Origin of the sequence: Streptomonospora nanhaiensis (genome assembly GCF_013410565.1) — a bacterium.
Taxonomy (GTDB): domain Bacteria; phylum Actinomycetota; class Actinomycetes; order Streptosporangiales; family Streptosporangiaceae; genus Streptomonospora; species Streptomonospora nanhaiensis.
This window is the reverse complement of sequence record NZ_JACCFO010000001.1, coordinates 2,010,354-2,034,848: the sequence shown is the minus strand read 5'-3', so window position 1 is coordinate 2,034,848 and position 24,495 is coordinate 2,010,354. Positions and strand designations below refer to the sequence as shown.

Annotated in this window: 22 protein-coding genes; 12 read left to right on the top strand and 10 right to left on the bottom strand. The window is 73.9% G+C overall.

Annotated features, from left to right (window positions below):
- The first annotated feature begins 87 nt into the window (after positions 1 to 87).
- On the top strand, positions 88 to 831 hold the full coding sequence (dapB, locus tag HNR12_RS08715; protein WP_179767007.1) for a 4-hydroxy-tetrahydrodipicolinate reductase: 744 nt from the start codon (positions 88 to 90) through the stop codon (positions 829 to 831).
- Positions 832 to 890: 59 nt separating this feature from the next.
- On the opposite strand, the gene HNR12_RS08710 is transcribed toward dapB, so the two are convergent.
- The 3 genes from HNR12_RS08710 to HNR12_RS08700 all read right to left on the bottom strand — a co-directional run bounded on the left by HNR12_RS08710 (position 891) and on the right by HNR12_RS08700 (position 3,542).
- Positions 891 to 1,640, bottom strand: coding sequence for an MIP/aquaporin family protein (locus HNR12_RS08710; RefSeq protein WP_179767006.1), 750 nt, complete (start codon positions 1,638 to 1,640; stop codon positions 891 to 893).
- 352 nt (positions 1,641 to 1,992) lie between these two features.
- Complete coding sequence (locus tag HNR12_RS08705) at positions 1,993 to 2,874, bottom strand: 1,4-dihydroxy-2-naphthoate polyprenyltransferase (protein WP_179767005.1); 882 nt, start codon at positions 2,872 to 2,874, stop codon at positions 1,993 to 1,995.
- Positions 2,875 to 2,999: 125 nt separating this feature from the next.
- Positions 3,000 to 3,542 carry a GNAT family N-acetyltransferase gene (locus HNR12_RS08700; protein WP_179767004.1) on the bottom strand — a complete coding sequence of 181 codons (543 nt, stop codon included), beginning with the start codon at positions 3,540 to 3,542 and terminating at the stop codon, positions 3,000 to 3,002.
- Between the two features lie 246 nt (positions 3,543 to 3,788).
- Between HNR12_RS08700 and HNR12_RS08695 the strand changes: the two genes are divergently transcribed.
- Entirely contained in the window at positions 3,789 to 4,169 is a 381-nt protein-coding gene (locus HNR12_RS08695) for a phage holin family protein (RefSeq protein ID WP_179767003.1), read from the top strand.
- 77 nt (positions 4,170 to 4,246) lie between these two features.
- Here the strand turns inward: HNR12_RS08695 and HNR12_RS08690 are convergent, their stop codons facing one another.
- Positions 4,247 to 5,632 (bottom strand): short-chain fatty acid transporter, encoded by a 1,386-nt coding sequence (locus tag HNR12_RS08690; RefSeq protein WP_179767002.1) that lies wholly within the window; start codon positions 5,630 to 5,632, stop codon positions 4,247 to 4,249.
- Positions 5,633 to 5,894: 262 nt separating this feature from the next.
- Between HNR12_RS08690 and dapA the strand changes: the two genes are divergently transcribed.
- From dapA to HNR12_RS08645, 9 genes are all read left to right on the top strand, one after another.
- A complete protein-coding gene (gene dapA, locus HNR12_RS08685) occupies positions 5,895 to 6,872 on the top strand; it encodes a 4-hydroxy-tetrahydrodipicolinate synthase (protein WP_179767001.1) in 978 nt (325 codons plus the stop codon).
- Entirely contained in the window at positions 6,869 to 8,554 is a 1,686-nt protein-coding gene (locus tag HNR12_RS08680; protein ID WP_179767000.1) for a ribonuclease J, read from the top strand. The genes dapA and HNR12_RS08680 overlap by 4 nt, the downstream gene beginning before the upstream one ends.
- 100 nt (positions 8,555 to 8,654) lie before the next feature.
- Positions 8,655 to 11,177 carry a DNA translocase FtsK gene (locus HNR12_RS08675; RefSeq protein WP_179766999.1) on the top strand — a complete coding sequence of 841 codons (2,523 nt, stop codon included), beginning with the start codon at positions 8,655 to 8,657 and terminating at the stop codon, positions 11,175 to 11,177.
- A 278-nt stretch (positions 11,178 to 11,455) separates the two neighbouring features.
- Positions 11,456 to 12,589 carry a helix-turn-helix domain-containing protein gene (locus tag HNR12_RS08670; protein WP_179766998.1) on the top strand — a complete coding sequence of 378 codons (1,134 nt, stop codon included), beginning with the start codon at positions 11,456 to 11,458 and terminating at the stop codon, positions 12,587 to 12,589.
- A gap of 156 nt (positions 12,590 to 12,745) precedes the next feature.
- Positions 12,746 to 14,185, top strand: coding sequence for a 30S ribosomal protein S12 methylthiotransferase RimO (gene rimO, locus HNR12_RS08665; protein ID WP_179766997.1), 1,440 nt, complete (start codon positions 12,746 to 12,748; stop codon positions 14,183 to 14,185).
- Positions 14,182 to 14,775, top strand: a complete 594-nt coding sequence (gene pgsA / locus HNR12_RS08660; RefSeq protein WP_179766996.1) for a CDP-diacylglycerol--glycerol-3-phosphate 3-phosphatidyltransferase — start codon at positions 14,182 to 14,184, stop codon at positions 14,773 to 14,775. Before rimO ends, pgsA begins: the two co-directional genes overlap by 4 nt.
- A complete protein-coding gene (locus tag HNR12_RS08655; protein ID WP_179766995.1) occupies positions 14,776 to 15,297 on the top strand; it encodes a nicotinamide-nucleotide amidohydrolase family protein in 522 nt (173 codons plus the stop codon).
- A 158-nt stretch (positions 15,298 to 15,455) separates the two neighbouring features.
- Positions 15,456 to 15,815: a helix-turn-helix domain-containing protein gene (locus HNR12_RS08650; RefSeq protein WP_179766994.1), complete on the top strand. Its 360-nt coding sequence runs from the start codon at positions 15,456 to 15,458 to the stop codon at positions 15,813 to 15,815.
- 247 nt (positions 15,816 to 16,062) lie between these two features.
- The gene (locus HNR12_RS08645; protein ID WP_179766993.1) at positions 16,063 to 16,530 is read left to right on the top strand and encodes a Dps family protein; all 468 of its coding nucleotides are present in this window, start codon (positions 16,063 to 16,065) and stop codon (positions 16,528 to 16,530) included.
- A gap of 129 nt (positions 16,531 to 16,659) precedes the next feature.
- Here HNR12_RS08645 and HNR12_RS08640 read toward each other — a convergent pair whose 3' ends face one another.
- From HNR12_RS08640 to HNR12_RS08620, 5 genes are all read right to left on the bottom strand, one after another.
- Entirely contained in the window at positions 16,660 to 17,112 is a 453-nt protein-coding gene (locus HNR12_RS08640) for an RrF2 family transcriptional regulator (RefSeq protein ID WP_179766992.1), read from the bottom strand.
- 171 nt (positions 17,113 to 17,283) lie between these two features.
- Positions 17,284 to 18,735, bottom strand: a complete 1,452-nt coding sequence (locus tag HNR12_RS08635) for a glycoside hydrolase family 3 protein (protein WP_179766991.1) — start codon at positions 18,733 to 18,735, stop codon at positions 17,284 to 17,286.
- Positions 18,736 to 18,851: 116 nt separating this feature from the next.
- Complete coding sequence (locus HNR12_RS08630; RefSeq protein ID WP_179766990.1) at positions 18,852 to 19,781, bottom strand: carbohydrate ABC transporter permease; 930 nt, start codon at positions 19,779 to 19,781, stop codon at positions 18,852 to 18,854.
- On the bottom strand, positions 19,778 to 20,773 hold the full coding sequence (locus HNR12_RS08625) for a carbohydrate ABC transporter permease (protein WP_179766989.1): 996 nt from the start codon (positions 20,771 to 20,773) through the stop codon (positions 19,778 to 19,780). The genes HNR12_RS08630 and HNR12_RS08625 overlap by 4 nt, the downstream gene beginning before the upstream one ends.
- A 92-nt stretch (positions 20,774 to 20,865) precedes the next feature.
- Positions 20,866 to 22,158 carry an extracellular solute-binding protein gene (locus HNR12_RS08620; RefSeq protein ID WP_179766988.1) on the bottom strand — a complete coding sequence of 431 codons (1,293 nt, stop codon included), beginning with the start codon at positions 22,156 to 22,158 and terminating at the stop codon, positions 20,866 to 20,868.
- A gap of 271 nt (positions 22,159 to 22,429) precedes the next feature.
- On the opposite strand from HNR12_RS08620, the gene HNR12_RS08615 reads away from it, so the two are divergent.
- Positions 22,430 to 23,644, top strand: a complete 1,215-nt coding sequence (locus HNR12_RS08615) for an ROK family transcriptional regulator (RefSeq protein WP_179766987.1) — start codon at positions 22,430 to 22,432, stop codon at positions 23,642 to 23,644.
- A gap of 253 nt (positions 23,645 to 23,897) precedes the next feature.
- Here the strand turns inward: HNR12_RS08615 and HNR12_RS08610 are convergent, their stop codons facing one another.
- Positions 23,898 to 24,410, bottom strand: coding sequence for a GNAT family N-acetyltransferase (locus HNR12_RS08610; protein ID WP_179766986.1), 513 nt, complete (start codon positions 24,408 to 24,410; stop codon positions 23,898 to 23,900).
- Positions 24,411 to 24,495 lie beyond the last annotated feature (85 nt).

Genomic DNA, 24,495 nt, shown 5'->3' with positions numbered 1-24,495 from the left:
CGGCGGCGGGCGCGCCGCTTCGGGGCGCGGCGCGCCCGCCCGGCCACCCGGCACCGCCGCCGGCGCGGCTCCGGTACGGTAATCCCCGTGATCAAGGTAGGAGTGTTCGGCGCCCAGGGGCGCATGGGGTCCGAAGTCGTCAAGGCGGTCCAGGGGGCCGGCGACACCGAGCTGGTGGCCGGCGTCGACACCGCCGAGGAGCGCGACGCCGTGCGCGGCGCCGACGTCGTCGTGGACTTCACCCACCCCGACGCGGTCATGGACAACCTGCGCTGGCTCATCGAGAACCGGGTGCACGCCGTGGTGGGCACCACCGGCTTCGACGACGCCCGTCTGGACCGGGTGCGCGAGCTGCTGGCCGCCAACCCCGGCGCCAACGTCCTCATCGCGCCCAACTTCGGCATCGCCGCCGTGCTGATGATGTCCTTCGCCGCCAAGGCCGCGCCCTACTTCGAGTCCACCGAGATCATCGAACTGCACCACCCCAACAAGGCCGACGCCCCCAGCGGCACCGCCTCCCGCACTGCCGAACTCGTGGCCGCCGCCCGCGAGCGCGCGGGATCGGCGCCGATGCCCGACGCCACCACCGCCGAGGTCCCCGGGGCGCGCGGCGCCGACGTGGCGGGCGTGCGGGTGCACGCCCTGCGCATCACCGGGATGATCGCCCACCAGGAGGTCGTGTTCGGCACGCACGGCGAGACCCTGCGCATCCGGCACGACTCCATGAACCGGGAGTCCTTCATGCCCGGCGTGCTGCTGGGAGTGCGCCGGGTGGCGGGCCTGCCCGACCGCCTCACGCTGGGCCTGGAGCCGCTGCTCGGCCTGGACTGAGCGGCCTGGGCCGCCCGCCGGGGCCCGCACGCCGCGCGCGGGCCCCGGCGGGCGCCGCCTCAGACCTCGAACCCCAGCAGCACGTAGACCTGCGCCGCCAGGACCGCGCCGACGATCGGCGCCACGATCGGCACCCAGGAGTAGGACCAGTCCGAGGACCCCTTGCCGGGGATGGGCAGCACCGCGTGGGCGATGCGCGGGCCCAGGTCGCGCGCCGGGTTGATGGCGTAGCCGGTGGGCCCGCCCAGGGACAGGCCGATCGCCAGGACGAGGAAGCCCACCAGCAGCGGCGCGAACCCGGTGCCGAACAGGTCCTGCAGCCCGCCGCCGCCGGCGCCGATCGGGTTCATGTTGGCGTTGATGCCCAGGATGCCGAAGATCAGCAGGAAGGTGCCGATCACCTCGGTGGCGAAGTTGGCGGCGATGCTGCGCACGGCGGGGATGGTGCTGAACACCCCCAGCTTGACCACCGGGTCCTCGGTGACCCGCCAGTGCGGCAGGTAGACCACCCAGGCCAGCACCGCGCCGAAGAACGCGCCCAGCAGTTGGGCCGCGATGTAGCCGGGCACCTGCGCCCAGCCCAGTTCGCCGATGGAGGCCATGGCGAAGGTGACCGCCGGGTTGATGTGCGCGCCGCTGTACTGGCCGACCACGTAGACGGCGACCGTCACGGCGAGGCCCCAGCCGAACGTGATGACGATCCAGCCGCTGCCCTCGGCCTTGGACCGCGCCAGGGTGACGCCGGCGACGACGCCGCAGCCCAGCAGCGTCAAAATCGCCGTTCCGACGAACTCGGCCAGGTAAACCATGCGGACCTCCACCGTGACGAGTGCTTCCCGGGGCCCGCACGGCCTCGGGGGTGCCCCGGCGCGCGGCGCCGGAACGGGGGGATTGCGGACGGTGTACGGCGATATGCGATGTGCAGGAAGTGTGATCCAGCTCTCTGATCGCTGTCAACCGCGAAGGTGACGATGCTTGGGTCAATCCGACGCAGTGCACATTTCCGAAGACAGAGACGGCCAAACCGGCGACTTCGCGCGCGCCGCCTCCGCGGACCCCGAGATCCGCCGCCCGAAGGGCGCTCGCGGTGCCGCGCCCGTAGGCCCCCCGACGCAACGGGGGCCGGGGCGCACGCCCCGGCCCCCGGCCGCCGCCGGGCGGCTACCCCAGCGCGCCCAGCGCCAGGCCCGCCGTGAACAGCACACCGAAGGCCAGTTGCAGCTTCCCGGTCTCGCCCAGCCCCAGGACGAGGTCGCGGCCGACCTGCCCGGTGACCACCCGGCGCACCGGCGGCACCGCCAGCGGCGCGGCCAGCAGCACCAGGGCGGCCCACCACCCGGCCGCCGCCGTGGCCAGCGCGGACACGAAGGCGGCCACGACGCACCCGACGTAGAGGCGGCGGGTGTTCCGCTCGCCCAGGCGCACCGCCAGGGTGTTCTTGCCGGTGGCGGCGTCGGTGTGGATGTCGCGCAGGTTGTTGATGACCAGCACCGAGCACGACAGCAGGCCCACCGGGACGGCGGCCACCCACCCCTGCCACGGGACGGCCTCCATCTGCACGAACACCGTGCCCACCACGGCGACCAGGCCGAAGAACACGAACACCGACACCTCGCCCAGGCCGTGGTAGCCGTAGGGGCGGCTGCCGCCGGTGTAGAACCAGGCGGCCACGATCGCCACCGCGCCCACCAGGACCAGCCACAGCGCCGTGGTGACCGCCAGCACCAGGCCCAGCACGGCCGCCACCGCGAAGCACACCCACGCCGCCGTGAACACCCGCCGCGGGGCCGCCAGGCGGGCCGCCGTCAGGCGGGTGGGGCCCACACGCCGCTCGTTGTCGGTGCCCCGGACGCCGTCGCTGTAGTCGTTGGCGTAGTTGACACCCACCTGCAGGGCCAGGGCGACACCCATCGCCAGCAGGGCCTTCCACCACACGGCGGAGCCCGCGCCGAGGGCGACCCCGGTGCCCACCGCAACCGGGACGATCGAATTGGGCAGGGTGCGCGGACGCGCCCCCGCGACCCATTCGCTGACCGTGGCCACGCGCTGGTCCTCTTTCCTCCGACGCCGCTGCCCCGGGCCTCGCTGCCCGGGACGCCCTCAACGGTAGCGCCGCCCGGGGGCGGGGCCGGGACCGGCCGCGCGGCGCCGCCCATCGGGCGGCCGGGTCACCCGCCGATCGCGGCGTGCAGGCGCACCATCGGCAGCGGCGCGCCCAGGTCGAGTTCGCGCGTGGCGCCGTCGGGGCGCCAGCCCGCCGCCTCGGCGAAGGAGCGCAGCGGGTTGGGCGGCTCCAGCACCCACAGCACCGCCAGCCCGAAGCCGTCGTCCACCAGGTGGTCCACCGCCGCGTTGAGCAGCCGGCTGCCGTGCCCGGCGCCGACGTGGTCGGGGTGCACGTGCAGCGCGTAGACCTCGGCGTCGGTCCCCGGCCAGCGGTCGGGGTCCTCGGCCGGGCCGACCGCGGCGAACCCCACCACCGCGCGGTGGTCGGTGGCCACCAGCAGCCGGTGCCGCGAGGTCGGCGGGGTCCGCACGGCCGCCAGCCACTGCTCGCGGAACCGGGCCGCGGCCTCCTGCCCGCCGATCTCGGCCAGGACGGCCTCGGGCAGCAGCGGGCCGTACATCGACCGCCAGGCCGCAACCTGGACGTCCACGACGGTGGGGATGTCCGCCTCGCGGGCGGACCTGACAAAGCGCTCTGTCGACACGGGGCGGCCCTATCCGCTCGATCCGCTGGTCACCTGCTCCTGGCCGCGCCCGCCGGGGCGCGGTGTGCCCTGCATGCTCCCAGGTGCGGCCCGCGGCGCCAAACGCCGCGCCGCGCGCGCCGGGCGGCAGGCGCCCCGCATGCCGCGCCCGCGCCCCTGAAGCGGTATCGGTGAGGACCCGGGAAATACCCGCAATGCGCCGGCGCGGCATGCGCGCGGTACCCGGGTCGTGGCAGCATCGAGGGCGTGAGCATCATCCTGAGAATCTTCATCAACGCCGTCGCCATCTGGGCGGCCGTCTTCCTGATCGAGGGGCTCGACGTCCAGACCGAGTCGCCCACCCAGACGATCCTCGTCTACGTCGCCCTCGGCGCGATCTTCGGCCTGGTCAACGCGGTCATCAAGCCCATCGTCAAAACGGTCGGCTGCGCGTTCTACGTCCTCACCCTCGGCCTGATCGCCCTGGTCGTCAACGCGCTGCTGCTCCTGCTCACCGCGTGGATCGCCGGTGCGCTGGACCTGCCGTTCACGATCGACGGCTTCTGGCCGGCGCTGCTGGGCGCCATCGTGGTCGCCGTCGTGAGCTGGCTGCTCAGCCTCCTGCTGCCGGGCGACAGCGACGACTAGCGCCGCCGGAGCCCGCCCGTGCGGCGGAGCGGCCGCGGCCGCTCCGCCGCCGCGCCCGGTCCGGGCGCGCGGGGCCCCTAGGACAGGAACGTGATGCACAGCGCCGCGACGGTGATCGCGAAGGCCATCACCACGGCGCTGTAGCCCAGCACCGCGCCCGCGCGCAGCCGCGTCAGCGCCAGCAGCGGCAGCGCCCAGAACGGCTGCACGCCGTTGGTGAGCTGGTCGCCCATGGCCACGGCCATCACGCCCACGCCCGTGTCCAGCCCCAGCTGCTGGGTCGCGCTGAGCACGATCGGGCCCTGCACCGCCCACTGCCCGCCGCCCGAGGGCACCGCCAGGTTCACCAGGCAGGCGCTCATCAGCGCCCAGAAGGGGTAGGTGAACGGCGTCGAGAACGACACGAACCACTCGGCGACCGCGGCCAGCAGCCCCGAGTGCTCCATGATCCCCATGATCCCGGCGTAGAAGGGGAACTGGACGATGACCGAGGACGCGTTGCGGGCGCCCTCGGCCGCGGCGGCGGCGTAGCCGGCCAGCGTGCCGTGCAGGGCCAGGCCCAGCATCAGGAACGTGAAGTTGAGCAGGTTGAGGTCCATGCCCACGATCCCGCTGCGCACCAGTTCGGGCACGAGGTAGACCAGGCCCGCCAGAACCACCGTGTACACCGGGATCCGGCTGTGCATGAGGCGCTCGGCCGGGGCCCGCCGCACGGGCTCCGCCGGGCGCGGGCCGCCCTGCCCGGCGCCCTCGCGGGCGGCTGTGTCCCTGGCGTCCCCGTCGTCCCCGTCGTCCCCGTCCTCCTCGGCGATCTCCTCGGCCTCCTCGGCGCGCGGGTGCATGCCCAGCACCAGCAGCGGCGCGCCGACGATCATCACCGCGAGGAACACCAGGTTGAACGGCTGGAACAGGGTCTCGGTCAGGGGCACCACCCCGATCTGGTCCTCCAGGAAGTGGCCGGGGGTGTTGACCAGCAGCGGGGCCGACCCCGACAGCCCGCTGTGCCAGACCATCAGGCCGGTGTAGCCGCCCGCGGCCAGCAGCGGGAAGTGCACCTTGATCCCGCGTTCGCGGCAGGAGCGCGCGACCTCCACGGCCAGCAGCGCGCCCGCGATGAGCCCCAGGCCCCAGTGGACGATCCCCAGCAGGGTGGCGCCGAGCGTGGTGAGGGCGTAGGCCGAGCGCGGTCCGCGCGGCAGGCGGGCCAGGGCGCGGATGCCGCGCCGCGCCGGGGGAGAGGACGCCAGCGCGTAGCCGGTCACCAGGACCAGCGACATCTGCATGGCGAACTCCAGCAGCCCCCAGAACCCGGCGTACCAGTCGTCGACGAGCGCGACGGGGCCGTGGTCGGTCAGGCCGAGGGCGAGCAGGTAGACCGCCACCGTCAGGGCGATGGCGAAGACGAAGGCGTCGGGGATCCAGCGGGTGCTGAACCCGGCCAGGGCGTTGCCGATCCGGCGCATCGGGCCCTCCAGGGGTGCGGGGGAGCGGGGGAGCGCGCGCCGGGGCGGCCGCGGGTGCGCCGCGGCGCGAAAACGCCGAGGTCACCCCGGTGCGCGCTGGAAGTGTGGTATGCGCCTCACTCGGGAGTCAAGATCACAACAACGCCGACCGGTGCCCCGCAGGACACGCCGGAACGGCCGGAAGGTGGCGCAAAGCCCGGAAAATCCGCTTCGACGGGGCCGCATGGGCGCAGGTGGGGTCCTGGCGCGGTACGTTTTCCCTATGTCAGGCAGCACTACACCGAGCGCTCCTTTCGGCCGGATGCTGACCGCAATGGTCACGCCGATGCGCGAGAACGGCGACGTCGACTACGACGGAGCCGCCCGACTCGCCACCTATCTGGTCGACGAGCAGCGCAATGACGGCCTCATCATCAGCGGCACCACGGGCGAGTCGCCGACCACCAGCGACGACGAGAAGGACCGGTTGCTGCGCGCCGTGCTGGAGGCGGTCGGCGACCGCGCCGTCGTCGTCGCCGGTGTGGGCACCAACGACACCCGGCACAGCATCCACCTCGCCGAGTCGGCCGCGCGCGCGGGCGCGCACGGGCTGCTCCTGGTGACCCCGTACTACAACAAGCCGCCCCAGGAGGGGCTGATCCGCCACTTCACGGCGATCGCCGACTCCACCGACCTGCCGGTGATGCTGTACGACATCCCCGGCCGCACCGGCACCCCGATCGCGTCGGAGACCCTCGTCCGCCTGGCCGAGCACCCGCGCATCGTCGCCAACAAGGACGCCAAGGACGACCTCGGCGCCAGCTCCTGGGTGATGGAGCGCACCGACCTCGCCTACTACTGCGGCACCGACATCCTCAACCTGCCGCTGCTGTCGGTGGGCGCCTCGGGATTCGTCAGCGTCGTGGGCCACATCGTCGGGGCCGACCTGCACGACATGATCGACGCCTACGAGTCCGGCGACGTCCACCGCGCGCTCGCCATCCACCGCCGCCTCACCCCCGTCTACACGGGCATCTTCCGCACCCAGGGGGTCATCACGACCAAGGCGGTGCTGAACATGTTCGGCCTGCCCGGCGGCCCCGTGCGCACGCCGCTGGCCGACGCCTCCATCGAACTCCAGGCGCTGCTGCGCGAGGACCTCGCGGCCGCCGGAGTCAAGGGACCCATCGGCCTCGCCCCCCACCAGGCCGTGCCCGCCAGCGTGGTGGGCGTGGAACGCCTGACGGAGGGATCCGCATGAGCCATCCGCACCCCGAACTCGGCCCGCCGCCGCCGCTGACCGCCGACACCCTGCGCGTGGTGCCGCTGGGCGGCCTCGGCGAGATCGGCCGCAACATGACCGTCTTCGAGTACGCGGGCAAGCTGCTGATCATCGACTGCGGGGTGCTCTTCCCCGAGGAGGAGCAGCCCGGGGTCGATCTCATCCTGCCCGACTTCGACTACATCCGGGACCGGCTCGACGACGTTGCGGCCCTCGTGCTCACCCACGGGCACGAGGACCACATCGGGGCTGTGCCGTTCCTGCTGCGCGAGCGCGCCGACATCCCGCTGGTGGGCTCGCGCCTGACCCTGGCGCTGCTGTCGGCCAAGCTCGGCGAGCACCGCATCAAGCCCGAGACCGTCCAGGTCGAGGAGGGCGACCGGCGCTCGTTCGGCCCCTTCGACCTGGAGTTCCTGGCGGTCAACCACTCCATACCCGACGCGCTGGCCGTGGCGGTGCGCACAGGTGCGGGCACCCTGCTGCACACCGGCGACTTCAAAATGGACCAGTTGCCGCTGGACGGCCGCCTCACCGACCTCGCCGGGTTCGCCCGCCTGGGCGCCGAGGGCGTCGACCTGCTGCTGGCCGACTCCACCAACGCCGAGGTCCCCGGGTTCGTCACCAGCGAGCGCGACATCTCGCCGGTCATCGACAAGGTCTTCGACGACGCCGGCCAGCGCATCATCGTGGCCTGCTTCGCCTCCCACGTGCACCGCGTCCAGCAGGTCCTGGACGCCGCCAAGGCCCACGGCCGCAAGGTCGCCTTCGTGGGCCGCTCCATGGTGCGCAACATGAACATCGCGCGCGACCTGGGCTACCTCACCGTGCCCGGCGACCTGCTGGTCGACGTCAAGAACCTCGACGACCTGCGCCCCGACGAGGCCGTGCTGGTCTCCACGGGCTCCCAGGGCGAGCCGATGTCGGCGCTGACCCGCATGGCCAACCGCGACCACCAGATCCGCATCGAGGAGGGCGACACCGTCCTGCTGGCGTCCTCGCTCATCCCCGGCAACGAGACCTCGGTCAACCGGGTCATCAACGGGCTGACCCGGTGGGGCGCCAAGGTCGTGCACAAGGGCAACGCGCTGGTGCACGTCTCGGGCCACGCCTCGGCCGGCGAGCTGCTCTACGTCCACAACATGGTGCGCCCGCGCAACTTCATGCCGGTCCACGGCGAGTGGCGGCACATGCGCGCCCACGCCAACATCGCCGCCCTCACCGGCCTGGAGCGCGACCGCATCGTGCTGGCCGAGGACGGCGTGGTGGTCGACCTGCACAAGGGCCGCGCCCGCATCACCGGCAAGGTCCAGGCCGGCTACGTCTACGTCGACGGCGCCTCGGTGGGCGACGTCACCGAGTCCGCGCTCAAGGACCGCCGCATCCTCGGCGAGGAGGGGTTCATCTCGGTCATCGTGGCCGTGGACTCCACCTCCGGCAAGATCGTCGGCGAGCCCGAGATCCACACGCGGGGCGCGGGCATCGACGCCGACGCCTACGACGAGGTCATCCCCAAGATCCAGGAGTCCCTGGAGCGGGCCGCCTCCGACGGCATCACCGACCCCACCCAGCTGCGCCAGCTGGTGCGGCGCGGGGTGGGCCGCTGGGTCAACGAGACCTACCGGCGCCGGCCGATGATCGTCCCGGTGATCGTCGAGATCTAGCCCGCGCCCCGGGCCGGCGGCGCGCCGGGGCGCCGCCGTGCCCGACACGCCGGGGCGGGCCTGCTCGGCGGCCGTGCCGCACCCTAGTAGGGTGCCCACCATGGCCACCCGTGCGCCCAAGACCCCTCAAGGATCCGGCGGCGGCGCGTCCCGGGGCGGCGGCTCCGGCCGGAAGAAGGCGCCGGCCCGCCGTCCCTCCGGCTCCTCCGCCCAGCGCGGCCGTGCCCCCGCGGCCAAGCGCCCCGCCCCCTCCCGGGCCGGCGCCGCCTCCGAGGGCCCCATCGCCCTGCTGTTCGTGTGGATCGGCCGGGTGCTGCTGCTGGTGTGGCGGCTGCTCGCGCACACCGTGGGGGGCTTGGCGCGCGCCGCCGGCCGCAGCGCCCGCGACCTCGACCCCGACCTCCGCCGCGACGGCTTCGGCCTGGTGCTGCTCGCGCTGGGCCTGCTGATCGCCGCCGCCGTGTGGTGGGACACCGAGGGCCCGCTGCCGCGCCTCACCCGCCTGGTCGTGGTCGGCGCGTTCGGCACCTTCTCGCCCGTGCTGCCGCTGCTGTTCCTGCCGTTCGCCTGGCGGCTGATGCGCACCCCCGGCACCGGCCAGACCGACGTGGGCCGGCTGTTCATCGGCGCCGCCTCGCTGCTGGTGGGCCTGCTCGGGCTCATCCACATCGGCCACGGCATCCCCTGGCCGGCCGAGGACCCCCAGGCGGTGCGCGAGGCCGGCGGGATCATCGGGTTCGCCGCCTCCGGGCCGCTGAGCCTGCTGGTCACCCCCTGGGTCACCGGCGTGCTGCTGGCCATGCTGCTGATCTTCGGGCTGCTGGTGGTCACCGCCACCCCCGTCTACCGCATCCCCGAGCGGCTGCGGCAGCTCTTCGGCGGCCTCATGGAGCCCGACTCCGGCCCGCACGCCGGTGTGGACATCCTCAACCCGCCCGCCGAGGACGACACGCCCAAGCCCCGGCGGCGCCGCAAACCGCGCCCGGCGCCCGCGGACGCCGAGGCCGACACCGGGGTCGCCGGCGACCACGAGCGCCCCTACGACACCCCCGTGGTGGCCGCCGCCGAGGCCGCCCCCGCGCCGCCCCCGCCTGACCCCACCCCGCCGCCGGAGTCCGCCGAGCAGCTCTCGATCCCGCCGCGCGTGGTCGACGGCGACTACGAGCTGCCCGCCTCCACCATGCTCAAGCCCGGCACGCCGCCCAAGCCGCGCACCAAGGCCAACGACACCGTCGTCGAGGCGCTCACCGGGGTGCTGGAGCAGTTCAACATCGACGCCGAGGTCACCGGGTTCACCCGCGGCCCCACGGTCACCCGCTACGAGATCGAGCTGGGACCGGCCGTGAAGGTCGAGAAGGTCACCGCGCTCACCAAGAACATCTCGCTGGCGGTCAAGAGCGCCGACGTGCGCATCCAGTCGCCCATTCCCGGCAAGTCCGCCATCGGCGTGGAGATCCCCAACGCCGACAAGGACATCGTCAGCCTCGGCGACGTGCTGCGCTCGGCCCCGGCCACCTCCGACGACCACCCCATGCTCGTGGGCCTGGGCAAGGACATCGAGGGCTCCACCGTGGTGGCCAACCTCGCCAAGATGCCCCACGTGCTGGTGGCCGGCGCCACCGGCGCGGGCAAGTCGACCTGCATCAACGGGCTCATCACCTCGATCATGATGCGGGCCACCCCCGACGAGGTCCGCCTCATCCTGGTCGACCCCAAGCGGGTCGAGCTGACGATGTACGAGGGCATCCCCCACCTCATCACGCCGATCATCACCAGCCCCAAGAAGGCCGCCGACGCGCTCCAGTGGGTCGTGGGCGAGATGGACCGCCGCTACGACGACCTCGCCGCCTCGGGCTTCCGGCACATCGACGACTTCAACGCCGCCGTGCGCGCCGGCGAGCTGAAGGCCCCGCCCGGCAGCGAGCGGGTCTACGAGCCCTACCCCTACCTGCTGGTGATCGTCGACGAGCTGGCCGACCTGATGATGGTGGCGCCGCGCGACGTCGAGGACGCGATCGTGCGCATCACCCAGCTGGCCCGCGCCGCGGGCATCCACCTGGTGCTGGCCACCCAGCGGCCCAGCGTCGACGTGGTCACCGGCCTGATCAAGGCCAACGTGCCCTCGCGGCTGGCGTTCGCCACCTCCAGCCTCTCCGACAGCCGCGTCATCCTCGACCAGCCCGGCGCCGAGAAGCTGGTCGGCAAGGGCGACGCGCTGTTCCTGCCGATGGGCGCGGGCAAGCCCATCCGGCTGCAGAACGCCTGGGTCACCGAGAAGGAGATCCGGGCCATCGTCGAGCACTGCAAGAAGCAGGCCGAGCCCACCTACCGCGAGGACGTCGGCACCGCCGAGGCCAAGAAGAAGGAGATCGACGAGGAGGTCGGCGAGGACCTGGACCTGCTGCTGCAGGCCATCGAGCTGGTGGTCACCACCCAGTTCGGCTCCACGTCGATGCTGCAGCGCAAGCTGCGCGTGGGCTTCGCCAAGGCCGGGCGGCTGATGGACCTCATGGAGAGCCGCGACGTGGTCGGCCCCAGCGAGGGCTCCAAGGCGCGCGACGTGCTGGTCAAGCCCGAGGACCTGCCCGGCGTGCTCGCCGAGGTGCGCGGGGCCCAGGGCTGAGGCCGGTGGCGCGGGCGGACCCTCCGGCGCCGCGCCGGGGGCTCCGCGATTTCGCCCGGTTTGCCGTGTGCTCGGCCGCGTTGCCGGTGTTAATGGCGTTGACCGAGTTTTCACCGGTTCATGGGGTGTGGCGCGGTGCCCTTTTCGGCAGAGGCACCCACAGTGGTTGAAGACCTACTCTGCGGTGCCAGCGGCGGAGGTCCGCGCGCCGGGGTTCGCCCGGCCGTGCCTGCGGCGTCCGGCCCCGCGGCCTACCCCCACCCTGGGAAGGGGCGGATATGACGACGATCGGCCAGACCCTCGCCGCTGCCCGCGAAGACCTCGGGTACTCCCTCGCCGATCTGAGCGCGCGGACCTGCATCCGGCAGCCGGTGCTCGCGGGGATGGAGGGCGACGACTTCCGCGTCTGCGGCGGCGACTTCTACGCGCGCGGGCACATCCGGTCGGTGTGCCGCGAACTCGGGCTCGACCCCGGCCCGCTGATCGAGGAGTTCGACCGCGAGCACGCCCGCGGCTCCATGGCCCCCGCGTTCACCGGCGCGCCCGTGACGACCGGCACGGTGCACCCCACCGGGCGGTCCTCGGCGGCCGGAGACGCCGCCGAGGAGCGCGCCAAGGAGGGCGCCCGCGAGCGCGCCGAGGAGCGCGCCGCACCCGCCGCCGAGGCGCCGACGGCCGCGCCCCAGGCCGCGGTGCCCGCCCCGCGCGGCCCTCGGGACACCGAGGCCGCCGTCGCGGCCTCCGGCGCCGGGCGGGCCCGCCGGGGCGCCGCGGGCGGCGACGGCGGCGCGGCGGAGCCGGGCGCGGCGCCGCACCCCGCCCCCGCCCGAGCCGCCGGCTCCGCCGCACCGCGGCCCGACTCCGCCGGCCCCGCCGAGGCCGGCGCGCCGGCCGCCGAGGACGCCCCGCGCCGCCGCCGGGGCGGCCGGATCCTCGCGCTGCCCGCCGCCGTCGCCGCCGCCGCACGCCGCTCCTGGCCGCTGCTGGTGGTGGCCGCCCTGGCCGGGGCCGCGATCTTCGCGGCCGTGCGCGCCTGGCCCGACGAGGACTCCCGCGAGCGCGCGGCCGGGGCCGTCGTCGCCCGCCCCGGCGGCCAGGCCGCGGCGGCGCAGGGCCGCGCCGGCGGCCTCAGCGCGGTCGTGGCCGCCGAGCGCAAGGCCGAGGAGGTCCGCCTCACCCTCGCCGCCACCGACCGCGTGTGGGTGCGCGTCACCGGCCCCGACGGCCGCGACCACTTCACCGGGATCATGGAGCGGGGCCACGTGCGGACCTTCGCCCACCCCGACGAGCTGCGGCTGCACGCGGGCCGGGCCTCGGCGCTGCACGTCCGGGTGAACGGCGAGGACCGGGGCCCGCTGGGCGACACCGGCCGGGTGGCCGACGTCCGCTACGCGGCCGTCGACCTGGTCTGACGGCGGCGGGGGCGCCGGCCGCCCCCGCCGCCGGCCCCCGCGGGCCCGGCGGAGGCGCCGGCCGGGCCCAAGCCCTCGGGCCGAGGTTCTACCCTGGTAAGGGCGCGGCACCCCGCCGTACCACGCGCCCCGATCTCCTCAAGCCCCTTGGAAGCCATGTCATCGCGCCGTAAAGTCTCACTCGTCACCCTCGGCTGCGCCCGCAACGAAGTCGACTCCGAAGAGCTGGCCGGCCGGCTCGCCGCCGGCGGCTGGGACCTCGTCGACGGCGAGGGCGGTGAGAAGGCCGACGTCGTGGTGGTCAACACCTGCGGGTTCATCGACGCCGCCAAGCAGGACTCCATCGAGGCCCTGCTCAGCTCCGCCGAGGACGGCACCAAGGTCGTGGCCGCCGGGTGCATGGCCGAGCGCTACGGCTCGGAGCTGGCCAAGGCCCTGCCCGAGGCCCAGGTCATCGGGTTCGACGACTACACCCACATCTCCGAGCGGCTGGACGACGTCCTCAACGGCCGCCCGCTCACCCCCCACGACCCGCGCGACCGCCGCACCCTGCTGCCGATCTCGCCGGTGGAGCGCCGCGGCGGCCACGGCACCCACGTGCCCGGCCACGCCGCCATCGAGCCGCTGCCCGAGGGCGTGGCGCCCGCCTCGAGCCCGCGCGTGCCGCGCCGCCGCCTCACCGGCGGCCCCGTGGCCAACCTGAAGATCGCCTCGGGCTGCGACCGCCGCTGCACCTTCTGCGCCATCCCCGCCTTCCGCGGCGCCTACATCTCGCGCCACCCCGACGACGTCGTGCGCGAGGCCGAGTGGCTGGCCGGACAGGGCGTGCGCGAACTGTTCCTCGTCAGTGAGAACTCCACCTCCTACGGCAAGGACCTGGGCGACCTGCGCGCCCTGGAGAAGCTGCTGCCGCGCCTGGCCGGGGTCGAGGGCATCGAGCGGGTGCGCGTCAGCTACCTCCAGCCCGCCGAGACCCGGCCCGGCCTGGTGGAGGTCCTCACCGGCACCCCCGGCGTGGTGCCCTACTTCGACCTGTCGTTCCAGCACGCCAGCGGCCCGCTGCTGCGCCGGATGCGCCGCTTCGGCGACCGCGAGCGGTTCCTGGAGCTGCTGGCGACCGTGCGCGCGGCGGCTCCCGAGGCGGGTGTTCGCTCCAACTTCATCGTCGGTTTCCCCGGAGAGACCGAGCAGGACTACGCCGAACTGGTGGCGTTCCTGGAGGAGGCCCGGCTCGACGCCATCGGCGTCTTCGGCTACTCCGACGAGGAGGGCACCGAGGCGGCCACCTACTCCGGCAAGCTCCCCGAGGACACCGTCGGCGAGCGGGTCGACCGGCTCAACCGGCTAGCGGAGGAACTCATGGCGCAACGATCCGAGGAGCGCGTCGGCTCCACGGTCGACGTCCTCATCGAGACCGACCTGGGCGGCGGCGCCTACGAGGGCCGCGCCGCCCACCAGGCCCCCGAGGTCGACGGCAGCACCGTGGTGCACGGCAGCGGCCTGCGCGTGGGCGACATCGTGCCGGCCACGGTCACCGAGGCGCTGGGCGCCGACCTGGTCGCCGAGGCCGCCGCCGACCGTGCGGAGGCGCGATGAGCACCGGCGAGCCCGCGCCGGCGCCCCCGCCCGTCCCGCTGTGGAACATCGCCAACATCCTGACCATCACCCGGCTGGTGATGGTGCCGCTGTTCGTGGTGTTCATGTTCCTGGAGCACCCCGCCTGGCGGTTCGCGGCCTTCGCGGTGTTCGTGGTGGCCGCCATCACCGACCGCGTCGACGGCGAGATCGCCCGGCGGCGCAACCTCGTCACCGACTTCGGCAAGATCGCCGACCCCATCGCCGACAAGGCCCTCACCGGCGCCGCGCTGGTCGTGCTCTCCCTGCTGGGTGAGCTGTGGTGGTGGGTGACCATCGCGATCCTGGTGCGCGAGTGGGGCGTGACCGCGCTGCGGTTCGCGGTGATCCGCCACGGCGTGATCCCGGCCAGCCGCGGCGGCAAGCTCAAGACCGTGCTGCAGGTCGTGGCGATCTCTGTCTACCTGTTCCCGCTGCCCGAGCCGCTGACCGTCGTGGCCCACGTGGTCATGGCCGCCGCGCTGGTGGTCACCCTGTGGACCGGCGGCGACTACGTGGTGCAGGCGCTGCGGCTGCGCCGCCGCGACCACACCCCCGGACCGGCGGCCTAGGTGGACGCTCCCCGGCCCACCGGTCCCGGTGTCGCGGCCGCAGCGGCGGCGCACCGCGCGCTCGCCGCGCTCGCCGCGCTCGGCGCCACCGCGGCCACCGCCGAGTCGCTCACCGGCGGACTGATCGGCGCCACCCTCACCGCGGTGCCCGGCGCCTCGGCCACCTACCGGGGCGGGGTGGTGGCCTACGCCACCGACCTCAAGGCCGCCCTGCTGGGGGTGCCGCGCGACCTGCTGGAGGCGCACGGCGCCGTGCACCCCGAGGTCGCGGCGGCCATGGCCGAGGGAGCCCGGCTAAACCTCGCGGCCACATTCGGCCTCGCCGTCACCGGGGTGGCCGGGCCCGAGCCGCAGGACGGGCGGGCCGTGGGCACCGTGTTCGCGGCGGTCGCCGGTCCCGGCGGCAGCGGACGGGTGTGCGAACTGCGTCTCACCGGCGACCGGGCGGCCATCCGCTACTCCACCACTGAACAGGCCCTTTCCCTCCTGGCCGCCGAGGTGGCGGTCATCACGGGCAAATAACGGCCCCACCGCCGTTCCAACCGGGGTTTCCGGGGAACAAACCGACACCAAGATCGTGTTACCCCTCCAGCGAACAGCACGGCGTGAGGTGCGACGATCGGGCCTAGGACAGGTACGGTGTTTTTTATGAAGGTCGCTACCGGTGGGAGGGAGCGCGAATGATGGTCCTGCTTCGTCACCTACTTGGTGACGTGCTACGGCGGCTTCGGCAGCGACAGGGCCGCACCCTCCGCGAGGTGTCGGCCGATGCTCGGGTTTCGTTGGGGTACTTGTCCGAGGTCGAGCGCGGGCAGAAGGAGGCGTCCTCCGAGCTGCTCTCCTCGATCTGCGGCGCCCTGGGCGTTCCGCTCTCTCAGGTGCTGCGTGAGGTCGCCGACCAGCTCGCTCTCGCCGAACTGCAGGAGGCCGCGCTGCTCAGCGGATCGGTTCCGGCCGACTCCGTGCCCTCCCCCGACCGCCTGGGTATCGACTCGGTGCCCGACCGCGTTCCCGACGTCGTGGACATGGTGGGCGTGTAGCACCGCCCGCCGCCCGGCACACCCTGCTCCAACACCGGCCCGCCGCCCCGCGGGCCGCATACACACGGCGACGACGCCGGCCGCTCAACTACCCCGAGCGGCCGGCGCCGCGCTTTTCCGGCGCGGCGGCCGGCCCGGCGCCGCGCCCCCGGTGCGGCCGCCCGGCCCCCGCCGCCCGTGTTTCCCGCCCGTTATGTCGGGCAGGTGACCCCTGGAAACGCAAACGGCACATCGGGGGATGAACGTTATGCAGAAGATCCACGGACCGCTTGACGACAACGCCCGGAAGACCACCGGTGAGGCGCTGCAGGGCGCCGTGGTCGACCTGATCGACCTGTCCCTGCTGGCCAAGCAGGCGCACTGGAACGTCATCGGGCGCTCGTTCCGGTCGGTGCACCTTCAGCTCGACGAACTGGTCGAGGTGGCGCGCAACCACACCGACGTGCTCGCCGAGCGCGCGGTCGCCATCGGCGTCAACCCCGACGGGCGCTCCACGAAGGTCGCCGCCGACACCCAGATCTCCCAGCCGGACCCCGGCTACCTCCAGGACGACAAGGTGATCGCGGTGGTCACCGACGCCCTGGCCGGGGTGGTGCGCAGGTTCCGCGAGCGCATCGCCGCCACCGAGGAGCCCGACCCCGTCACCCAGGACCAGCTCATCGCCGCGGCCGAGGACCTGGAGCAGCAGCACTGGATGTTCGAGGCCATGCGCTGAGGCACCGCCCGAAGGCGGGTCGCGGGCGGGCGCCCGCGCCGGGCCCGAACGACCTCGCCGACGCCGGCGGCCGCGCGCCGCCGGCGTCGCGGTGTGCGGGGATGGGCGCAGATGCGCTGCTGGTGGGGGTCAGCTCGCCCAGGCGTCGGGGTCCTCGGCCAGGGTGCGCACCGTGGCCGGCAGCCGCCCGGTCGAGACGTCCTCCAGGGTCACGCTCTCCAGGATCGAGCGCTCGCTGGCGCGCAGCGCGATCCACACCTGCTGCAGGCTGCGGGCCGCGCCGTCGTAGTCGACGTGCTCGGGGCGCTCGCCGCGGACGTTGGCCAGCGGGCCGTCGACGGCGCGGATGACGTCGGCCAGGGAGATGTCGGAGGGGGAGCGGGCCAGCCAGTAGCCCCCCACCGGGCCGCGCTGGCTGCGCACCAGGCCCGCGCGGCGCAGCTGGGTGAGGATGTTCTCCAGGAACTTTCCGGGGATGGCCTGGGCGCGCGCCAGCTGTTCGGCCGTAACCGGACCGCCACTGGCGGCGGCGAGTTCGGCCGCGGCACGCAACGCGTAGTCGACCCGGGCAGAAAGGCGCATGCTGCGATTATGCCGTGACGGCTGGGACGGCCGCGTCAGCGGGGCGAACGTGTGGCACACGCGGGGCGGTGACCTGCATCTGTACTTCTCCTACCGGTGCGGCCGGGAACGGGTGCGGGGACGGGGCCGGGCCGCGGGCGCCCCCGGGGGTGCGCCCGCGCGGGGACCCCTTCAGACTACCGACGCCCCGGCGGACGCTCCCAGCACCTCCGCCGCGCTCTGCCCGTTGACCCGGGCCGCGCCGTAGGTGCTGATGTAGGCGGCGCACTCGGGCCGCCAGGCCGGCAGGCCCATCTCGACCACCACGGCGTCGGGGCGCGCCCGGCACAGCTCGGCCACCAGCGCCCGCGTGGCGGGGTAGCGGTGGGCGTCGCGCACCACCACCACCAGGCTCCGGCCCTGGGCCGAGGCCAGCACCCGCTCGGGGGCCGCCGCCTCGGCGTCCAGCCGCTCGGTGCCCGGGAACCACGGCGCCAGGCCCCACGGCACCTCGCCCACGGCGATACCCGGCGGGGCGTCGATCTCCACCACCACCGGGTCGCGCAGCGCCGGCACCGCGCCCTGCACCCGCACGGCCCGCCGCGCGGACTCCAGCCCGATGTCGGCCACCCGGGCGCCGCGCGGGCGGCGGGCGGTCCAGGCGCGCAGCCGCGCCGTCCGCTCGGCGGCCTCCTCCAGCCGCTCTCCGCTGAGGCGGCCTTCGGCCACGGCGGCGGTGATCGCCGACCGGATGGCCGCCACCTGGTCGGCGTAGACGAACCGGCCCAGGCACAGCAGGTCGCACCCGGCGCTCAGCGCCCGCACCGCCGCCTCGGGGATCCCGATGCGGGCGCTGACCCCGGCCATGTCCAGGGCGTCGGTGATGACCGTACCGGTGAAGCCCAGTTCGGTGCGCAGCAGCCCGTTGACGACGCTGGGCGCCAGCGTCGCCGCGCCGGTCAGGCCCAGCAGGGGCAGCCGGATGTGGGCGGTCAGGACCGCCTGCACCCCCTCCTGGACCGCCGCCCGGAAGGGCAGCAGCTCCCGCGCGAACAGCAGGTCGCGGTCGGCGTCGACCACCGGCAGCTCGGTGTGGGAGTCCTGGTGGGTGGCGCCGTGGCCGGGGAAGTGCTTGGCGCAGGCGGCCACCCCGCCCTCCTGGAGCCCCGCGACCGCGGCGGCGGTGTGGCGGGCCACCAGTTCGGGGTCGGCGCCGAAGGACCGGGTGCCGATCCCCGGGTTCTCGGCCACGGTGTTGACGTCGGCCGAGGGCGCGAGGTCCAGGGTGAAGCCCAGTTCGCTCAGCTCGGCGCCCAGCGAGCGGTGCACGGCCCGCGTCAGCTCGGGGTCGTCCACGGCGCCCAGCGCCGCGTTGCCCGGGTAGCCGCTGCCCTCGCGCTGGCCGATGCGGGTGACGTCGCCGCCCTCCTCGTCCAGCGACACCAGCGGGGAGTCGGCGGCCTCGGCCAGGCGCCGGTTCAGCGCGGTCACCTGCTCGGCGTCGGCGATGTTGTTGTGGAACAGGCAGACGCCGGCCACGCCCTCGGCGAGCCCGTCGAGCACCCAGCGCGGCGCGTCGTAGGACTCGAAGGGCACCAGCAGCGTCGCGTTGGCGAGGCGATCGAGCTGCGGATCTGCGGGCATGGGGACTCCGTTCAATGGGGTGAGGGGACGACCGCGCAGGGTGGGCGGGCGCGGGCGCGCCGCGCCCGGGGCGGGGCGCGGCACGCGGGGCGGGCTGCGGCGGGGGCCGGAGCGGCTCAGCCCTTGACCGCGCCCATGGTCAGACCCGAGACCATACGGCGCTGGACGAACAGGAAGAACGCCATCACCGGGAGGGTGAGCAGGGTGGAGGCGGCCATGATCGCGCCCCACTCGGTGCCGAAGCGGCCGAAGTAGTAGGACAGTGTCAGCGGCAGCGTGTACTCCTCGGTGCTGCGTCCCAGGAACGTCAGCGCGACGATGAACTCGTTCCAGGCGGTGATGAAGGCGAAGATGCTGGCGGCCACCAGGCCCGGCGCCACCAGCGGCATCAGGATCCGCCAGAACACCGTCCAGGGGCCGGCGCCGTCGATGGCGGCGGCCTCCTCCAGCTCGCGGGGCACCGCGGCGACGAACCCGCGCAGCATCATGATCGTGATGGGCAGGGAGAACGCGGTGTAGACGATGAGGATGCCGGTGAGGTTGCCCAGCATCTGCACGCCCGAGGCGTCCTGCAGGCGGCGGAAGTTGATGAAGATGGAGATGATCAGCGCCTCGCAGGGCACCATCTGGATCACCATCAGCACCATGATGAAGGCGGTGCGCATCTTGAACCGGAAGCGGGCCACCGCCACGGCCGCCAGCAGCGACAGCAGCGCGCCGGCCGCCACCGAGCCCAGGGTCACCAGCAGGCTGTTGCCCAGGAACTCCCAGAAGTTGACGCCGGGGATCAGTTCGCCGTTGATCACCCGGTCGAAGTGCTCCAGCGTCAGGCTGCCCGGGAACAGCCGCACGTCCTTGGAGAAGATCTCGCCGACCGGCTTGAACGCGGTGGCCACCATCCAGTAGACGGGGAACACCGAGAACACCAGCACGGCGGCGCCGGCGGCGTAGGCGCCGGCGCGGCGCGCCAGCACCGGCGGCGGGGTGCGGCGCCGGCGCGGCGCGCGGGCGGCTCCGGAGGCGCGGGCGGTCGTCGTCGCGGTCATCGGGTCTCCCCCTGGCGGATCATGATGCGCAGGTAGTAGGCGGTGACGGCGAGGATCATGACCGTCATGACCACCGCGATGGCCGAGCCCATGCCGTAGTTGGCCGGGCTGGCCGAGAACCCCTGCTGGTAGATGTAGTAGGACAGCAGGTACACCGACTTGTTCTGGAAGCTGTTGGCCAGGATGTAGAGCTGGGTGAACACCCGCAGGTCCCAGATGATCTGCAGCACCAGCAGCAGCGCGAACAGCGGGCGCAGCATCGGGAACGTGATGCTCCAGAACGACCGCCAGCCGCCCGCGCCGTCCACCCGCGCGGCCTCGTACAGCTCGTCGGGGATGCTCTTGAGGCCGGCCAGCACCGACACCGCGACGAACGGGAACGACTGCCACACGATCACCAGGATCAGCACGGTGAACAGCGGCACCGGCTCCAGGAACCAGTTGTAGTCGAGCCAGCCGCCGCCCACCAGCCAGTCGGGCAGCCGGTCCAGCGCCACGTTGGCCAGGCCGCGCTCGGGCAGGAAAAGCCACCGGAACACCAGCGAGGCGCTGATGGCGGGGGTGGCCCAGGCCAGCATCATCCCGATCGAGACGGTCACCGAGAACCAGCGCGGCAGCCGGTGCAGCAGGTTGCCCACGGCGGTGCCCAGGACCATGGTGACGCCGACCATGAGCGCGCACACCACCACGGTGTTGCGCAGGATCATCCAGAACTCGGCGTCGGAGAGCAGCGTGGCGTAGTGGGCGAAGCTGTTCCACTCGGGCGCCGGAGCGGTGGGCAGCAGGTGGCGGACGGTGTAGCTGTGCAGCGAGTTCCACACCATCTGCAGGATCGGTCCGAGCTGGACCAGGACCAGCAGCACCAGGGCGGGGGCGATCAGCAGGTAGGGGGTGGGGATCTTGCGGCGGCGCGGCCGGGGCGGGGTGGGCGGCCCGGGGGGCGGCGGCGCCGGCGGGCTCTGGCCTCGTACGGCTTCGGCGGTCTGTGCCATGGCGGGACTTCGCAATCGGGTCGAGGACCGGTTCGTGGGGCCGGGGCGGCGTGAGGGGTGGGGGCGCCGCCCCGGCCGGTCGGAGGGTCGGGCTACTCGACGGGCTCGTTGAGGACCTCGGTCAGCTCCTCGTTGGCGGCCCGCAGGACCTCGTCGGGGTCCTCGCCGCGGACGATGTCCAGCACCGCGCCGGGCAGGATCTTGCCGTCCTGGTCGGCGGCGTTCCAGTTCGGCGTGGTCGGGAAGAACTTGGTGTTGCGCATCTGCTCGGCGGCGGCCGCGGTGACCGGGTCGGACTGGTAGGACTCGTCGTCGAGCATCTCGGGGTAGGCCGGGAAGTAGCCGGCGGCGTCGGCGTAGCCCTTGCCGCCCTCCTGGTCGCCCATCACCTTGAGCAGTTCGAACGCGAAGTCGGGGTGCTCGGTGGTGGCGAAGACGGTGAGCGCGGAGCCGCCGGCGAACGCCGGGGCGATGCCCTCGGCGCCGGGGATGGGCGCGGCGCCGATCTCCTCCAGCACGGCCGGGTCCTCGGCCTGCTCCTCCATGGAGGTCAGCGCCCAGCCGCCGTCGATGTACATGCCGACCTCGCCGTTGGCCATGTCGGCCAACGGGACGAGCTCGTTCTCACCGACGTAGGACTGGGGGGAGACCTCCTCCTCGGTGGTCAGGCCGGCGTAGAACTCGATGGCCTCCTGGGTCTCGGGGGAGGTGAGCCGCCCCTCCCAGGAGTCGCCCTCCATCGTGGCGATCTCGCCGCCGTTGCTCCAGATGAAGCTGGCGATGCCGTTGGTGAAGTCGGTGGGGGCGGCGAAGCCGGGGACGCCCTTCTCGTCCTCGATGGCCTTGGCGACCTCCACCAGTTCGTCCCAGGTGGTGGGCGGCTCCATGCCGATGTCCTCCAGCCAGTCGGCGCGGTAGTAGAGCGTGCGCACGCCCGAGAACCACGGGATGCCGTACTGGGCGCCCTCGTAGGTGCCGTACTCCACGGCGGCCTGGTCCATCTCGCCGACCGCCGCCCACTCCTCGGTGTGGGAGGTGATGTCCATGAGGGCGCCCTGGGCGGCCCAGTTGGCGACCTGGTCGTTGCCGACCTCCAGGACGTCGGGGGCGTCGCCGCCGGCCAGCGCGTTGTTGATGGACTGCTGGGCGTCGGGCCAGGAGATGAACTCGACCTCGACGGCGGTGTCGGGGTAGGTCTCCTGGTAGCGCTGCTCGACGGTGTCGAAGTACTCCTTGAGCGGGTCGTTGGCGGTGCCCATGACCCACACGGTCAGGCTCTCGGGCGCCTCGGAGGGGTCGGTGCCGCCTCCCGAGCCGCCCTGGCCGCAGGCGGCTGCGGCCAGCAGCACCGCCGTCGTCACGGTTGCGGTCTTCAGGGATCTCATGCTGGTAACTCCCTTCACGCGTCGCCACGCGCGACGTTGCGTCGAGAAGACGCCCCCGTACATCTCCGGGTCGGCTGCAAGCGCGGTGCGGGCTTCGTCGTCGGTTCGAGGGGTGTGCAGGGGTGTGCTGGGATGGCACCTGTGGTCGGTCCGCCCCGCCCGGCGCGCCGCCGGAAGGGCCTTGAGAGGGCGCCGGTGCGGCGCCGGTCCGGATCGGCCGTTAAACTAACAAGAAACTTTCCTAATGAATAGAGAACGGGGTGTCACGGTTATGTCTCGACGTCCGGGGACTCCACGCCTGCTGCGCCAACTCAACGACCGGGCCGCCCTGGAGCTTCTGCTGGCGTCGGGACCGCTGACGCGCACCCAGTTGGGCCAGGAGACCGGCCTGTCCAAGGTGACGGCGTCGCAGCTGCTGGCCCGACTGGAGGAGCGCCAGCTGGTGCACGTCGTCGGCAGCCAGGCCGGCGGGCGCGGGCCCAACGCCGCGCTCTACGCCGTGGTGCCCTCCAGCGCCTACGCCCTGGCCCTGGACGTGCGCGCCGACGAGGTCACCGGCGCCGTCGCCGACATCACCGGGCAGGTCATCGGCGACTTCACCGTCGACCCCGCCGAGACCGGCGACCCCGGCGAGCGCGTGCACGCCGCCGTCATGGACCTGCTGCGGCGCTGCGAGGTGCCGCTGGACCGGCTCAGCGGCGCCACGATCGGCACCCCCGGTGTCGTCGACCCGCGCACCGGCGGGGTGCGGTTCTCGTTCGACCTGCACACCTGGCTGGAAGGCGCCTTCCAGGCGCTGCGCGCCGACCTCGGGCCGTTCGTGCGCATCGAGAACGACGTGAACCTCGCCGCCCTGGCCGAGCACGCCGAGGGGGCCGCCGAGGACGTCTCCGACTTCGTCCTCATCTGGCTGGGCAAGGGCGGCGGGGTCGGCATGGCGATCATGCTGGACGACCGCATCCACACCGGTGTCACCGGCGGGGCCGGCGAGATCGGCTACCTGCCGGTGCCGGGCGCGCCCCTGCCCGGCGACGTCGGACTGCCCGGCGACTACCACTCGCTGCGCCGCACCCGCGACCAGCCCACCATCGCCCACGGGTTCCAGGCGCTGGTGGGCGCCCAGGAGATCCGCGCGCTGGGGGAGGGCCACGGGTTCACCGGCAAGGACGTGGGCGAACTGCTGGCGGCGGCGTGCGCGGCCGGCGCCGAGGGCGACGCGTTCCTGGACGAGCTGGCCGAGCGCATCGCCCGGGGCGTGGCGGCGGTGTGCGTGGTGCTGGACCCGGGGCTGGTGGTGCTGGGCGGGGAGGTCGCCCAGGGCGGCGGCGACAACCTCGCCGGCCGGGTCGCCCGGGCCACGGCCCGCATAGGGCCCAACGCCCCCCAGGTCGGAGTGGGCCGCGTGGAGTCGCCCGTCCTGCGCGGCGCCCTGCTGCGCGCCCTCCAGCACGCGCGCGAGGACGTGTTCGACTCGACGGTGGGGTAGCCGGCGGCCCGCCGGTCGGGGAGGGGACCCCGGGCGGCGGGCGGTGGTGCCCGCGCGCCTGGGCGGGGCTCGACGGCGCAGGGCGCGGCGGGTCAGGCCCCGGGGCCGGACGGGACGGGCGGGCGCCGCGTGGGTGCGGCGGTTGCGGCGAGGGCGGGGCCAGGCCGGACCGCCGTGCTGGCGGCGCCTGCGCTGAGCGCGGGGGGTCGGGCCGGGCCGCGTGCGGGGCGGCGCGGCTGCGGTGCGGGCGGGGTCAGGCCGGGGCGCCGCCCAGCTCGCGCCGCATCGCGATGCGCGGCGCCACTACGATCCCCGCCTCCTCCTCGGCCCGCCACTGCGCCCGCAGCTGCGGCCCCCACCGCTCGCGCGGCCACTCCGCGAATCCGCGCCGCGCGTACCAGGGCGCGTTCCACGCCAGGTCGCGGAAGGTCGTCAGCGTCATCGCGGCGAACCCCCGGTCGCGCGCGAACGCGCACGCGGCCTCCAGCAGCGCCGACCCCACCCCGCGCCGCCCGTGCGCGGGGTGGACGGCGAGCTGCTCCAGGTGCGCCGCGCCGTCCAGCACGGTCAGCGCCGCCAGGCCCCGGACGGGGGAGTGCGCCACCAGCACCCAGCGCGCCTCCCGCAGCATCGCGCGGGGGTCGTCGGGCGGCAGCACCAGCCCGGCCTCGGCGAACAGGGTGTCGGCGGCCAGGCTCACCGCCACCACGTCGTCGACGTCCCCGGGCAGCAGCGGGCGGATCGGCACGGCGGGGAGGTCGGGCATCGGCGGTCCCAGAGAGTCGGCGCGGCGGACGGACACCCGCCATGATGCCGTCGCCCAGGCGGTGGACGCGATCGGATTTCCCAGG

Excerpts from the sequence above, each read along its gene's own strand:
- pgsA (WP_179766996.1), top strand. The coding sequence starts at position 14,182 with ATGAGCACCGGCGAGCCCGCGCCGGCGCCCCCGCCCGTCCCGCTGTGG.
- HNR12_RS08710 (WP_179767006.1), bottom strand. The coding sequence starts at position 1,640 with ATGGTTTACCTGGCCGAGTTCGTCGGAACGGCGATTTTGACGCTGCTG.
- HNR12_RS08635 (WP_179766991.1), bottom strand. The coding sequence starts at position 18,735 with ATGCCCGCAGATCCGCAGCTCGATCGCCTCGCCAACGCGACGCTGCTG.
- HNR12_RS08630 (WP_179766990.1), bottom strand. The coding sequence starts at position 19,781 with ATGACCGCGACGACGACCGCCCGCGCCTCCGGAGCCGCCCGCGCGCCG.
- HNR12_RS08620 (WP_179766988.1), bottom strand. The coding sequence starts at position 22,158 with ATGAGATCCCTGAAGACCGCAACCGTGACGACGGCGGTGCTGCTGGCC.
- HNR12_RS08610 (WP_179766986.1), bottom strand. The coding sequence starts at position 24,410 with ATGCCCGACCTCCCCGCCGTGCCGATCCGCCCGCTGCTGCCCGGGGAC.
- HNR12_RS08650 (WP_179766994.1), top strand. The coding sequence starts at position 15,456 with ATGATGGTCCTGCTTCGTCACCTACTTGGTGACGTGCTACGGCGGCTT.
- HNR12_RS08625 (WP_179766989.1), bottom strand. The coding sequence starts at position 20,773 with ATGGCACAGACCGCCGAAGCCGTACGAGGCCAGAGCCCGCCGGCGCCG.
- HNR12_RS08690 (WP_179767002.1), bottom strand. The coding sequence starts at position 5,632 with ATGCGCCGGATCGGCAACGCCCTGGCCGGGTTCAGCACCCGCTGGATC.
- HNR12_RS08640 (WP_179766992.1), bottom strand. The coding sequence starts at position 17,112 with ATGCGCCTTTCTGCCCGGGTCGACTACGCGTTGCGTGCCGCGGCCGAA.
- HNR12_RS08670 (WP_179766998.1), top strand. The coding sequence starts at position 11,456 with ATGACGACGATCGGCCAGACCCTCGCCGCTGCCCGCGAAGACCTCGGG.
- dapA (WP_179767001.1), top strand. The coding sequence starts at position 5,895 with ATGTCAGGCAGCACTACACCGAGCGCTCCTTTCGGCCGGATGCTGACC.
- HNR12_RS08615 (WP_179766987.1), top strand. The coding sequence starts at position 22,430 with ATGTCTCGACGTCCGGGGACTCCACGCCTGCTGCGCCAACTCAACGAC.
- HNR12_RS08645 (WP_179766993.1), top strand. The coding sequence starts at position 16,063 with ATGCAGAAGATCCACGGACCGCTTGACGACAACGCCCGGAAGACCACC.
- HNR12_RS08680 (WP_179767000.1), top strand. The coding sequence starts at position 6,869 with ATGAGCCATCCGCACCCCGAACTCGGCCCGCCGCCGCCGCTGACCGCC.
- rimO (WP_179766997.1), top strand. The coding sequence starts at position 12,746 with ATGTCATCGCGCCGTAAAGTCTCACTCGTCACCCTCGGCTGCGCCCGC.
- HNR12_RS08675 (WP_179766999.1), top strand. The coding sequence starts at position 8,655 with ATGGCCACCCGTGCGCCCAAGACCCCTCAAGGATCCGGCGGCGGCGCG.